At 60.9% G+C, this 11,984-nt stretch carries 15 protein-coding genes; 9 read left to right on the forward strand and 6 right to left on the reverse strand.

Annotated features, from left to right (window positions below; all coding sequences use genetic code 11):
• Nucleotides 1-4: 4 nt before the first annotated feature.
• Entirely contained in the window at nucleotides 5-463 is a 459-nt protein-coding gene (locus BACI9J_RS19665; protein WP_159735847.1) for a hypothetical protein, read from the reverse strand.
• Between the two features lie 239 nt (nucleotides 464-702).
• Nucleotides 703-1,476, reverse strand: coding sequence for a GAF and ANTAR domain-containing protein (locus tag BACI9J_RS19670; protein ID WP_159735848.1), 774 nt, complete (start codon nucleotides 1,474-1,476; stop codon nucleotides 703-705).
• Between the two features lie 277 nt (nucleotides 1,477-1,753).
• Between BACI9J_RS19670 and BACI9J_RS19675 the strand changes: the two genes are divergently transcribed.
• The 5 genes from BACI9J_RS19675 (at nucleotide 1,754) to BACI9J_RS19695 (ending at nucleotide 6,975) form a co-directional block, all read left to right on the forward strand.
• Nucleotides 1,754-2,086, forward strand: coding sequence for a hypothetical protein (locus tag BACI9J_RS19675; RefSeq protein WP_236558782.1), 333 nt, complete (start codon nucleotides 1,754-1,756; stop codon nucleotides 2,084-2,086).
• 727 nt (nucleotides 2,087-2,813) lie between these two features.
• Complete coding sequence (locus tag BACI9J_RS19680; RefSeq protein WP_159735850.1) at nucleotides 2,814-3,620, forward strand: DeoR/GlpR family DNA-binding transcription regulator; 807 nt, start codon at nucleotides 2,814-2,816, stop codon at nucleotides 3,618-3,620.
• Nucleotides 3,617-4,609: a 1-phosphofructokinase family hexose kinase gene (locus tag BACI9J_RS19685; RefSeq protein WP_159735851.1), complete on the forward strand. Its 993-nt coding sequence runs from the start codon at nucleotides 3,617-3,619 to the stop codon at nucleotides 4,607-4,609. The genes BACI9J_RS19680 and BACI9J_RS19685 overlap by 4 nt, the downstream gene beginning before the upstream one ends.
• A complete protein-coding gene (locus BACI9J_RS19690) occupies nucleotides 4,606-6,612 on the forward strand; it encodes a PTS fructose transporter subunit IIABC (RefSeq protein ID WP_159735852.1) in 2,007 nt (668 codons plus the stop codon). The genes BACI9J_RS19685 and BACI9J_RS19690 overlap by 4 nt, the downstream gene beginning before the upstream one ends.
• A gap of 87 nt (nucleotides 6,613-6,699) precedes the next feature.
• Complete coding sequence (locus BACI9J_RS19695; protein ID WP_014920471.1) at nucleotides 6,700-6,975, forward strand: HPr family phosphocarrier protein; 276 nt, start codon at nucleotides 6,700-6,702, stop codon at nucleotides 6,973-6,975.
• A gap of 121 nt (nucleotides 6,976-7,096) precedes the next feature.
• Here the strand turns inward: BACI9J_RS19695 and BACI9J_RS19700 are convergent, their stop codons facing one another.
• Together BACI9J_RS19700 and BACI9J_RS19705 are read right to left on the reverse strand one after the other, a co-directional pair.
• Complete coding sequence (locus BACI9J_RS19700) at nucleotides 7,097-8,053, reverse strand: DNA topoisomerase IB (RefSeq protein WP_159735853.1); 957 nt, start codon at nucleotides 8,051-8,053, stop codon at nucleotides 7,097-7,099.
• Nucleotides 8,054-8,094: 41 nt separating this feature from the next.
• Nucleotides 8,095-8,574, reverse strand: coding sequence for a Dps family protein (locus BACI9J_RS19705; RefSeq protein ID WP_141283449.1), 480 nt, complete (start codon nucleotides 8,572-8,574; stop codon nucleotides 8,095-8,097).
• Between the two features lie 307 nt (nucleotides 8,575-8,881).
• Between BACI9J_RS19705 and BACI9J_RS19710 the strand changes: the two genes are divergently transcribed.
• On the forward strand, nucleotides 8,882-9,052 hold the full coding sequence (locus BACI9J_RS19710) for a DUF4175 domain-containing protein (protein ID WP_143711595.1): 171 nt from the start codon (nucleotides 8,882-8,884) through the stop codon (nucleotides 9,050-9,052).
• Between the two features lie 106 nt (nucleotides 9,053-9,158).
• On the opposite strand, the gene BACI9J_RS19715 is transcribed toward BACI9J_RS19710, so the two are convergent.
• Nucleotides 9,159-9,380 (reverse strand): hypothetical protein, encoded by a 222-nt coding sequence (locus BACI9J_RS19715; RefSeq protein WP_159735854.1) that lies wholly within the window; start codon nucleotides 9,378-9,380, stop codon nucleotides 9,159-9,161.
• A 129-nt stretch (nucleotides 9,381-9,509) separates the two neighbouring features.
• On the opposite strand from BACI9J_RS19715, the gene BACI9J_RS19720 reads away from it, so the two are divergent.
• Genes BACI9J_RS19720 through BACI9J_RS19730 form a run of 3 tightly spaced genes read left to right on the forward strand, consistent with a single transcriptional unit; the run spans nucleotide 9,510 to nucleotide 11,031 of the window.
• Nucleotides 9,510-10,034, forward strand: coding sequence for a DUF6328 family protein (locus BACI9J_RS19720; protein WP_159735855.1), 525 nt, complete (start codon nucleotides 9,510-9,512; stop codon nucleotides 10,032-10,034).
• Between the two features lie 6 nt (nucleotides 10,035-10,040).
• Complete coding sequence (locus tag BACI9J_RS19725; RefSeq protein ID WP_159735856.1) at nucleotides 10,041-10,748, forward strand: DUF6766 family protein; 708 nt, start codon at nucleotides 10,041-10,043, stop codon at nucleotides 10,746-10,748.
• A 16-nt stretch (nucleotides 10,749-10,764) separates the two neighbouring features.
• Nucleotides 10,765-11,031, forward strand: a complete 267-nt coding sequence (locus BACI9J_RS19730; RefSeq protein ID WP_159735857.1) for a DUF7218 family protein — start codon at nucleotides 10,765-10,767, stop codon at nucleotides 11,029-11,031.
• Nucleotides 11,032-11,115: 84 nt separating this feature from the next.
• Here BACI9J_RS19730 and ku read toward each other — a convergent pair whose 3' ends face one another.
• Nucleotides 11,116-11,982, reverse strand: a complete 867-nt coding sequence (gene ku / locus BACI9J_RS19735; protein ID WP_159735858.1) for a non-homologous end joining protein Ku — start codon at nucleotides 11,980-11,982, stop codon at nucleotides 11,116-11,118.
• Nucleotides 11,983-11,984: the final 2 nt, after the last annotated feature.

Below are 11,984 nucleotides of genomic sequence, written 5' to 3' on the forward strand. Positions count from 1 at the left end.
ATGGTTATCCAACGTGGCGCGGAACCTCCATTTGAAAACCGCAGCGGCAATGGAGCACCTGGGTCTGCAAATACACCTCAAGGAGGCTCGGACTCTCCGGATCGTCAGTGGTCCGGGGCGCCTCAATGACGCGTTCCGTAGGGCGTCCCAAGGTCATGGGATCACCGCAGTGGGTGCAACTGAACCAGAGCCCGGCTGCGGATGTGGAAAGAAACTCACTCTGGATTTCGGGTACCAAGGCATCCAAGCGGACTGCGTGGGCGTAAAACGTATCGCATTCGCTACAGGTGTAGCTGACTTCAACGATCTCCGACTGATTCGGTGTTGCTTCCACAACCGTCTCTACGAAAACGTAGGAATCAGTGTTGCAAACGGTGCACCAAGGGCGTGCTCCGGCATCGACAGTTGCAGGCGCCCGTCTGCTTGCAGGCTTTGGGGCGGGAATCGGGGATCCAAGCGTCATTGCCATTCTCCTTTTGCTCCTTCAAGGAACCTGCATGGAGGCACGCTGTGAGCCGGCCGAAAAGGGCCACGGCTAAAAGTGCAGTTCTTGGACCATCTTGGATGGCACAAACTCATGAGGTTCCAAGGGCTATCTGCTTAACCCATGTATGAATGTAGTTCACCAGTGGCGGCCGTCACAAGTGATGAGACCGCTGATGGATCGGTTGGGGGCGTGCGATCAACCCTTTTCAGCGCACTTCAGGCCTCGAAATGGGCTACCGGAGCTTGCTTTGCCACACTCTTGACGAGGGACTCGGCCACGTCCCGCAGCTTCTGGTTTCGGGTGCTGGACGCCTTCTTCAGGATCTGGAACGCTTCCTCCTGGGTGCAGCGGTTCTGGCCCATGATGATTCCGCTGGCCAGGTCGATTACCGTTCGCGTCTGCATTGCATCCTGGAGGTCTTCAGCATGCTGCTGCTTCACACCAATCCGGACGGCCAGCCGCAGCGACCGCTCGGCTTGGCTGGCGTAGAGCTCGCAATTACGAATGGTGGCGTCGTCAAAGGCGTGGGCTTGCGGGGCGAAAAAGTTGAGGGCTGCCGTGGCTCCTTCATCCAATTCCAAGGGCACGCAGAGTGCCGAGAGGTGACCCCGCTCTGCAATGACCGTGCAGTACTCGGACCACCGGTCTTCGGTTGACGTATCAGGGACATGCTGGGTGCCATGACTCCGCATGGCCTCCAGGCACGGACCATCCCCGTAGGCCTGCTGGACCTCATCGATCAGCCTGGCTTCGTGGGTGCTGCCAGCCACTGTGGCAGTGCGGCGGCGACGGCTAAGGGTGATGCCGCAGAGCACGTCCAAGCCAACGGCTTGCGACACAGCGGAAGCCGAAAAGACGGCAAGCTCATGGAGGAATCCGCCCACGTCTTCGCTGTCTATCACCAGATCCTGCAGTTGCTCAGGCACCGAAACATCGTCAGGCGCAGAGACAGCATCAGGCGCCGCAAAATCAACGTTCATTTCGTCCATGCCTCATTTTACGATCGTCCGGAGCTAACTCGTCACCCTTTTGGCAGCCGAAACAGAATCCTTGCATCTGAGGTGCACCTATGTGCACAATCAACCTATAGTCCACATCACAGGACCCAGGCTTTCCAGCTCATGCAGACGGGCATCCCGCATTTTTTTGATGCAGAGGTACAGACCCATGCCGGCCCAGCCAGCGTCCAGAGTCCCGGACGAAGCACATCAACCACCCGACGAACCGTTGTGGTGCTCGCGATGCAATACGGACCAGCACCTTTTGGTGAACTCCATTCAGTCGCACTATCCGCCCGCCCCCAACATGGTGGAAGTGGCGTATGAATGCCATGCCTGCAGGTACTCCTATGAACACGTTGCCTCTGTTCGGCGCGTGGCAGCGGTACTCAACCGCCCCGGTGTCCCTCAAGGAGTGCTGCAGTTCGGCGGACAGTATCTGCACTGCGGGGAACCCATGAAGACCAAAAGCTGCGAGTTGCGCAGAATCCAGGCACCCCTGGTGCTGACACCGGGCGCGCAGCTACGTATGTACGAGGTACTTATCAACACGCGCATTCTCGGGTGTCATTGCGGTTTCCGCATGGAAATCCCGGATTGAGGCGGGGAACCATGGGCAACTACACCAACAGTTTTGAAGCTACCGGGAGGGATCACATGCACGCAGAATCACCACGAAAAGAGTCAGCCACTACAGGCGGAAAGCCCGGGACGGCCAACAAGCGCAGCCTTCCTGACCCCCCGGATCCGGACAATCTGCCCATCGACTATCCCGGCTCGGGGTGGGACTCCAGCAGGTACCCATCCACTGTTCCGGGAAGCCTCCGGCCGCAACACTCCGCTCACCGGCGGAGCGCCTGACCGTGAGCGAATTTCCGCCGGATCCTTCACACCCGGATCCCACCCGCGAACCGGGTCCCACGCCTGAGCCGGTTCCACTGCCGGAGCCGGGACCGCCGCCCGTTCCAGAGCCCACGCCGACGCCGGGACCCGGGCCTGGACCTGGACCCGGGCCTGGGCCTGGAACTGGAGAGCCGCCAGGGCTTTTGATCTAGGTCCATTCCATAGACCGGGTCCCGCAATCCCCCAGTCGGGATCCGAACGAAGGGCATGCCGCGCTACAGGGAGCGCGGCATGCCCTTTTTGGTGCGCTTCGTGCACCTTCTCCGTTTGGATGTGCACCTCCCCGGTAGTTGAATCTGTGTTTATGTTGGTTTCTATTGACTTACCAACACAAACAAAGATAGAGTCAGGCAATTCCACATCGTTGTGACAGTAGTCACTGGGATGTGGCTGCACCGCTAAGCAGCTTGACCAATGGAGGGTAAGTGTTCGCCGAAGAGCGCCAGCAACTGATCTCCGCACTCGTCGCAGAGCGCGGACGGGTGAGCGTCACAGACCTCGCCGACCGTTTCAGCATCACCACTGAAACAATCCGCCGCGACCTCGCGGCTCTTGAGGTCTCCGGCAATCTCCGGCGCGTACACGGCGGCGCCGTCCCCTCGGACCGCCTGAGCACCCGTGAAGAGTCCATCCTGGAGCGCGCCGTCCAGCGCCAGGTGGAGAAACTGCGCATCGCCAATGCGGCCCTCGCGCTGATTCCGCAGCTCACCACTGGGAGCATCCTGCTGGACGCCGGGTCCACCACGGAAACCCTCGCTGATCTGCTGGCCCAGCAGTCACAAGCCCACCAGGTGCAATCAGCCAATGGCAGCGACGAACTGGTGGTCATCACACATGCAATCCCCATCGCCGGCAAGCTCTCCTCTACGCCAGGCATAGCACTCCAAATCCTTGGTGGCCGTGTCCGCGGACTGACCCAGGCCGCCGTCGGGCAGTCCACCGTGCAAGCGGCATACAAACTTCGCCCGGACATCGCCTTCGTGGGGGCCAACGGCATCCACGCAACGTTCGGACTCAGCACCCCCGATCCTGAGGAGGCTGCGGTCAAAGCCGCCTTTGTCACTTCAGCCCGCCGCGTGGTCGCCCTGGCTGACTCTTCCAAGCTGGACTCTGAAACCCTGGTCCAGTTCGCCAACCTGAAGGATGTTGACACCTTGATTACAGACGGTGAACCGTCCGCGGAACTCGCAGCAGCCCTGGCAGAAGCCGGCGTTGACGTGGTGATCGCATGATCGTCACCTTGACCGCCAACCCCAGCCTGGACCGCACCGTTGAACTTTCCTCTGCGCTGGCTCGCGGCGAAGTTCAGCGCGCGGTGGCAGTACATCAGGAATCCGGCGGAAAGGGCGTCAACGTTTCCCGGGCGCTCGTGGCCTCCGGACTGGACACCCTGGCAGTTCTTCCGGGCGCCGATTCGGACCCGGTTCTTTTGGGACTGCACGACGGCAGTGTACCGTTCGCGGCGCTGCCCATAGGTCAGGCGTTGCGCAGCAATGTCACCCTCACCGAACCCGATGGCGTCACCACAAAAATCAACGAACCCGGCCCGGAGTTGAACGGTGAACAGCAGGAAGCGCTGATCGGGCTGCTGCTGGAGCGCTCCCGCGGCGCCAGCTGGGTGGTTCTCGCCGGCTCGCTCCCGCCAGGGGTACCCGCAGATTTTTACGCCACCATCGCCCGTCGGCTCCGGTCGAACGCGGATGGAACGGCCTCCCCAAGCATCGCCATCGACTCCTCCGGGGCGCCGCTCGCGGCCGCTTTGGTGGGCGATGCCGAAGGGAAGCCGGACCTCCTCAAGCCGAACGCGGAAGAGCTCGCAGAGCTTGCTGCCGCAGCCGGTTTTACCAACGTCTCCACTGCTGACGAACTGGAAGCGGACCCGGCCAAAGCCGCGGAAGCCGCAGCCGCCGTCGTCGCCAGCGGTGTAGGTGCCGTTCTAGCAACACTCGGGTCCAAAGGAGCTGTCCTGGTGACGGCGGACGGGGCGTGGCTTGCCACGCATCCGCCCATTAAAGCCGTCAGCACGGTGGGCGCCGGGGACTCTTCATTGGCCGGCTACTTGCTGGCCGCAACCCAAGGCGGCTCTGCTCAGGACTGCCTTCGTCAAGCCGTGGCACATGGTGCCGCTGCTGCTTCGCTGCCGGGCTCCACTGTCCCGGCAGTTCACCAGACAACCCCAGATGCCGTAACCATCACGGCCCTCCAGAAGGACTCACAGTGACCCAGCTGATCACAACCCAATTGGTCACCCTCGACCAAAACCTGGGCGACTCCCCTGCCGACGTCATCCGCGTCCTGGCCGGCAAAGTTGCCGCCACCGGCCGTGCTTCCGAGGTGGAAGGGCTCTTCACCGACGCCTTCGCCCGCGAGCAGAAGACCGCAACCGGCGTCCCCGGCGGCATCGCCATTCCGCACTGCCGCTCCGCTGCAGTCCAGGAGCCTGCCTTGGCCATGGCGCGGTTGTCCCACAAGGTGGACTTTGGCGCCAAGGACGGTCCCGCTGACCTGATCTTCTTCATCGCAGCCCCGGACGGCGCAGATCAGGAGCACCTGAAGCTGCTCTCCAAGCTGGCCCGGTCCCTGATCAAAAAGGACTTCACGGCAGCGCTGCGTGCAGCAGCCACCGAGCAGGACATTGTGGACCTGGTGGACGGCGCGCTGGCGGACAAGCCCGCTGCAGCACATGCTGCTGAACCCGCCGCCCCAAGCCCGACGGCGGCTGCCGCACCAAAGCGCATTGTGGCCGTGACCGCTTGCCCAACGGGAATTGCCCACACCTACATGGCTGCTGACTCACTTGTTGCTGCTGCCAAGGAAATGGGCGTTGACCTCCAGGTGGAGACCCAGGGTTCCTCCGGCGCCAAGCCGCTGGACCCGGCAGTCATCGCAGCGGCGGATGCTGTGATCTTCGCAGTTGACGTGGATGTTCGTGGCAAGGAACGCTTTGCAGGCAAGCCGGTCATCAATGCGCCGGTCAAGCGTGGCATTGACGAGCCCACAAAGATGGTCCAGGAAGCACTCGCAGCTGCCGAAGACCCGCACTCACGCCGCGTTCCACACTCCGGCGCCGAAGAGCAGGCTGAACGCGCCGAGGATGAGAAGGGCGAGCACATCGGCCAGAAGCTGAAGCGTGCACTCCTCACGGGCGTGAGCTACATGATTCCGTTCGTCGCCGGTGGCGGGCTGCTGATTGCCCTTGGTTTCCTCCTTGGCGGGTACGACATCACTGAGGTTGCCGACAAGGTTGTGGTGGAGAACAACTTCGGCAACTTGCCCGAAGGCGGCCTGGCTATCTACCTCGGCGCGGTCTTGTTCAAGATCGGCGCCCTGTCCATGGGCTTCCTTGTTCCTGCGTTGGCCGGTTACATCGCCTATGCCATCGCCGACCGGCCCGGTATCGCACCAGGCTTCGTTGCCGGTGCGGTATCAGGCTTCATGGGTGCAGGGTTCCTCGGCGGAATCGTGGGCGGTCTCCTGGCCGGCTACATCGCACACCTGATCGGGACCTGGCAGGTACCTCGCTGGCTCCGTGGCTTGATGCCTGTTGTCATCATCCCGTTGCTGGCCTCCATCGTCGCTTCCGGCCTCATGTTCCTGGTCCTCGGAGGTCCCATCGCCGGTCTCACCGTGGCTCTGAACAACTGGCTCACGGGTATGAGTGGCGCTTCAGCAGTGGTTCTCGGCATCATCCTCGGCCTCATGATGTGCTTCGACCTCGGGGGTCCGGTCAACAAGGTTGCTTACGCCTTCGCAGTGGCCGGCCTGAGCGCCGGCAGTGCTGACAACCAGGCACCGTGGCTGATCATGGGCACAGTGATGGCCGCGGGCATGGTTCCGCCGCTGGCCATGGCCCTTGCCACGGTCCTGAACAAGAAGCTCTTCACCCTCAATGAACGCGAGAACGGAAAGGCCGCCTGGCTGCTTGGCGCTTCCTTCATCTCCGAAGGTGCCATCCCCTTCGCCGCAACCGATCCCCTGCGAGTCATCCCGGCCAGCATGGTGGGCGGTGCACTGACCGGTGCGCTCTGCATGGCCACAGGAGTCACCTCACAGGCTCCGCACGGCGGGCTCTTCGTCTTCTTCGCCATTGGCAACCTGCCGATGTTTATCATCGCGATCGTGGCCGGAATGGTGGTCAGCGCGCTGGCTGTCATCGCCCTCAAGCGCTTTGCGGTCAAGAAGCCGGTAGAAGCGGAAGCCGCTCCGGCAACAGTCAGCGTCTAACCATCCCCACGGTCCAGACTCCACACCGTCTAGACTTCCCACAAAGCCACCTCCCATAACCGCCACCCTTCTCAAAAAGGAGCACCAATGCCAGAACGTACAGCCACCATCGCCAGCCGCGTAGGCCTCCACGCCCGCCCGGCAGCCATTTTCGCCGAGGCAGCCGGAGACCTGGATATCGACGTCACCATTGCACGTCAGGGAGAACCTGCCGACGACGCCATGGACGCCGCCAGCATCCTGTCCCTCATGAGCCTGGGCGCTTCCCACGGCGACGTTGTAGTGCTGCGCGCCGAGGGTGAAGGCGCAGACGCCGCACTGGACAGCCTGGTAAAGATCCTCGAAACGGACCACGACGCCTAAGCGGTCATCACTGCCGGCCCCAACACGAGCCGGTGGCAACAAAAAGGGCCTGGCGAGCACCGGATAACGGTGCTCGCCAGGCCCTTTTGTTGTTCTCTCCCGTTCGGTTTTCCCTCTCCCGCTAGGGGTTCCCGCCGTTCAGGAAGGCGGCAACGGAAGCCTCAGTGGGTTTCACTTCCTTGAGCTTGTCCGCGAGGTAGGCCTCAATGATCCTCGGATCAACGTAGGAAGACCGGGCCACGGACGGGGTGTTGCCCAGCAGCTCCGAAGCTTCTTTGATGGCCAGTACTATCGCTTGGCGCGGAGTCCCTTTGTGACCTGATTTGATCAGGTAAAGAGCCGCCGCCGCGGTGCCCTTCCACGTCCGGAAGTCTTTGGATGTGTAAGCCTCCCCGGCTATGCCGCGCAAGCATTCATTGATCATGGGCCCGTCCACGGAAACCCACGTCCCGTTGCTCTGGTAGGCAAGCAACCGTTCTTTGCCGGGCCTCTGGGCCAAGGGTTCCAGGAAGGCTGCGAGTCCGGGGTCGTGGATGGAGGTGTCCCACAGCTGGCCGCTCTTGCCTGGGAACTTCAGGAAAACGTCCTGCCCTACAACCCGTGCATGGCGGCACCTGAGCGTGGTGAGACCATAGGATCCGTTCTGCTTCATGTAGACCTCGGAGCCAACACGCAGGGCGCCAAGGTCCATGAGCCGTACTGCAGCAGCAAGGGTCTGCTGCCGGGGGTCATCCGTGTTCTGCAAGTGGACGGTGACGTTGCGTCGAATGGCAGGCAGGACCATGCCCAGTTTGGCTGCCCGAAGGAACTTCTCGGTGTCCTTCCGTTCGCGCCACCGCGGATGGTAGATGTACTGGCTGCGCCCGGCCCCATCGACGCCTGTGGCCAGGATATGCCCGTGCTCGTAGGGGCTGATCCACACATCGGTCCACGCAGGCGGGATCGCCAGCGCGTTGATGCGCTGGCGATCCTCTTTGCTGACCAGTGTGCCGTCCGGATGCCGGTAGCTGAACCCTTTCCCTACCTTGCGCCGGACGATGCCGGGCTTGGACAGGTCACTGCGCTTAAGCCTGGGCACGGTTCTTCCGCCCTATCCGTGATCCACCGGTCCGGTAAGTGCTAGGCCTCGTCCGGATCCGTAACGGCGGCACCGGCATTCATGATTTCAGCGTTGATCATCCAGACGAGCTGCTCAAGGCGGGAGATGAACGCGTGAAGCAGGTCCGCCGTCGTGGGGTCTTCCTCGTCCACTTCGTCATGGACGTCGCGCATGGTCTGCACAGCACGCTCCACACGGTCAGTGACCAACTTGACGGCGTTCTTGGTGTTGACCAGGCCGGCCGGGAATTCTTCCAAGCGCGTGCCCTTGGCGATGGTGGCGCTGCGGCCGTCGGGCAGGGCGTGGAGGGCGCGCATGCGCTCGGCGGTATCGTCAGCGAACTGGCGGGTGGCGAGGACAAGTTCGTCCAGCTGGAGGTGAAGATCGCGGAAGTTCGGCCCCACGATGTTCCAGTGCGCCTGCTTTCCCTGGAGCTGTAGCTCAATAAGGTCTGTCAGGACGATCTGAAGGTTGTCTGCAAGCTGCTGTGACGCTTTCATGTGTTCCTCTCATGGACGTTCATGTGAGCCAAAAACGCGCCGCAAAACCTCTGCGGCAACTGCCCAATCATCAAGTGACGACTGCAATAAGCCTTTCATAAGGATGCTTAGTAGTACAATGAGGAGTGTTACTGTTCACAGCTGGCGAACTTCTCCTCAAGGCGAAGGCCGGTATGTGATACACGAAAAGGCACTTTGAGGCCGTGGAACGCCTCCAAGTACCGGCATAACTAAATTGAAGTAGCTCGGAATGCATAGTCGGGAATCGCGATTCATCAAAGATTCCCCGGAAAGGAATGTGCTGACCATGAATACGCTTCTGATCATTGCTGGTGTAGTAGCAATTGTTCTCCTCCTTGTGGGCGGCTTCTCGCAGGCCCTTAACTGGTTGCTGTGGGTAGGCGTCATCCTCCTCGTCATCGCAGCCATTGGCTGGCTGCTGAGCTTCATGTCCGGTCGCAGGGGACATACGGTATAAATCCGCAAGAGTTACCCGCCCGGACTTATCCGGCCAAGCCGTAAGCACTTACAGATCGTGAGGGCTGTTCCCACCGCTGAAAGTGCGGCGGGAGCAGCCCTCCGCATCATCCTCCGTTGGAGCCGTCACCGGTTGTCGCGGGAGGTGGGGCCGCATCCGGATCCTGCGGTGTGGGAAACTCCTCACCGGGGGCGTCAGGGGGACCTTGGGCAGGCCGTTCCGGCGTTTCGCGTTCATCACCTTGACCAGGCATTTCCTGCTCAGGGGTGGGGGTGCCGTAGCCGCCGGGTTCGCTCCCCGGGTCTACGCGGTGTTCGTCCTGGCTCATTGCTTCCTCCTTGGAAATCCGGTGAGGCCCCGATAGAAAAGATCGAGGAATGCTGACAGTTCGACCGTAGTCCCGCGAATGGTCACCGTCCATCACATTCGTCCACCAAACCACCCTGGAGGTGCACAGATGATAGAGCCGGAGCAGGCTCCCAGGATCGGCAGGAACGAGTCCATCGAGGAGCGCATGGACCGTAACTGGATGGAGTTGATCCAGGAATTAAGGGTGCTCCAAACCGGCGTCCAGATTCTGGGCGGTTTCCTGCTGACTCTGCCGTTCCAGGGACGTTTTGAACAGTTGGACGACTGGCAGCGGAGCCTCTACCTCGTCAACGTGATGGTGGCGGCACTGACCACTGTCCTGATAGTGCTCCCCGTCAGCGTTCATCGCCGCTTGTTCCGCCGGGGCCTCAAGGCAACACTGGTGTCCAGCGCCGATGTGGTCACCAAGTGGGCGCTGGGCGGGGTAGCACTCCTGATCGTGGGCTCGGCCACCTTGGTGTTCGACTTCACGGCCGGGCGGACCGCAGGGCTGGTTGCCGGCGGATTCATCATCCTGGTGCTCTTGCTCCTGGTGGTGGGCACGCCGCTATGGCTGCACCGCCGAGCCGTCCGGAACGGCAACGGCAACGGTGGAGCTGCAAGGGAGGTGTGAACAGACATGCTGCGACCTGTTCAACATCAACACACGCCTGGCAAGGACAAGAAGCGCAACTGGGTGAAGGACCATGGCCTGTTGCTGGTTAACGCGGGCCTCTTTGTGGTCTTCCTCGGCGGAATGATCCTTTCAGGAGCTGCCAGTTACAGCGAGGAACAACAGGCTCACGGACAGCCGGCCACCAGCATTTCCGAGTTCCTGACCTCAGGCAATTTCTGGGAAGCGGTCTTTGAGAACTGGGAGTCGGAGTTCCTTCAGATGGCCATGTATGTGGTCCTGACGATTTTCCTGTTCCAACGAGGATCATCAGAGTCAAAGCCTGTAGACAAGGACGCTCCACAGGACCAAGACCCCAGGGATGCCAAAAAGTCAGCCAAAACCCCATGGCCAGTGCGGCGCGGCGGCTGGGTCTTGAAGGTCTACGAACACTCGCTCTCCGGTCTCTTGGGGTTGCTCTTCCTGCTCTCCTTCACCCTGCACGCGTTCGGCGGAACGGCAGCCTATAACGAGGAACAACTCAGCCATGGGCTTCCGGAGATCTCCACGTGGCAATATATGGGATCCAGCCAGTTCTGGTTCGAATCCTTCCAGAACTGGCAAAGCGAGTTCCTTGCCGTGGCGGTCTTGGTAGGCGCTTCCGTATACCTCCGCGAACGTGCTTCACCGGAATCCAAACCTGTTGCCGAACCGCATTACGAAACCGGCGCCTAGAGAAAGGAAACTCATCATGCCTGGAAAGAAGAATTCCAGTTTGAAGGACCCCAAGCTCTATGAGGACCTTCGCGAGGATGGCGCGTCCAAGGAGAAGGCAGCACGCATCTCCAACGCCGCCGCAGCCAAAGGCCGCAAGGAAGTGGGCAGCAAGGGCGGAAAGTCCGGCGACTATGAAGACTGGACAGTGGACAAATTGAAATCACGCGCTAAAGAACTTGGCCTCAGCGGCTATTCGGATAAGAAGAAATCCGAGCTTATTTCCATGCTGCGTGACCACTAGCAACCAAAAAAGACAAGAAAGCAGCGGCCGCTGAGACGGCGGCCGCTGCTTTCTTGAATTTCACTGGTGGATTACGACGCCGGTTCAGGCCTTTTTCTTGGCCCGCGCCTTTGGTTTGGCGGCAGTTTTGCTGGCGGCAGCAGCGTCGTCGTCCGCTTTTTCCTTGCCGCGTTTCTTGTCCAGGCTGCGCTTGAGCGCTTCCATGAGGTCGATGACGTCGCCGCCCTCCCCCTCGCCTTCCGTGGCACCGAAAGTAGCCTCGGTATCCAGGGCCTCGCCCTTTTCCAGCTTTGCCTCAATCAATGTTCGGAGCTGCGCTTGATAATCATCGGTGTATTCGTCGGGGTCAAAGTCGTGCGCCATGGACTCCACCAGTGCCGAGGACATTTCAAGTTCCTTGTCCGAGATTTTGATATCCGTTTCCAGCGACGGGAACTTTGCTTCGCGCACCTCATCACCCCACAGGAGTGCTTGCAGCAACAACACATCCCCGCGCACTCGCAGCGCACCCAAACGGGTCTTCTGCCGCAGCGCGTACTGGACAATGGCAATCCTGTCCGTGTCCTCCAAAGTCTGCCTCAGGAGCATGTAGGCCTTGGGCGATTTGGAGTCCGGCTCCAGGAAATAGCTGCGCTCATACATGATGGGATCCAGTTGCTCGGCGGGGATAAACTCCACCACCTCAATTTCCCGGCTGTTCTCCTCCGGCAAGGACTTCAATTCCGCCGAAGTCAAGACAACAGTGCGGCCCTCTTCCTCGTAGGCCTTATCAATGTCCTCATACGCCACAACTTCGCCGCAAATTTCGCATTTCCGCTGGTATCGAATGCGCCCGCCGTCCTTATTGTGGACTTGGTGCAGGCCAATATCGTGATCCTCCGTGGCACTGTAGAGCTTCACTGGTACGTTGACCAGACCGAACGCGATAGATCCCTTCCATATGGCCCTCATGC

The sequence above is a fragment of the Arthrobacter sp. 9V genome, from assembly GCF_902506065.1.
Classification (GTDB): domain Bacteria; phylum Actinomycetota; class Actinomycetes; order Actinomycetales; family Micrococcaceae; genus Arthrobacter.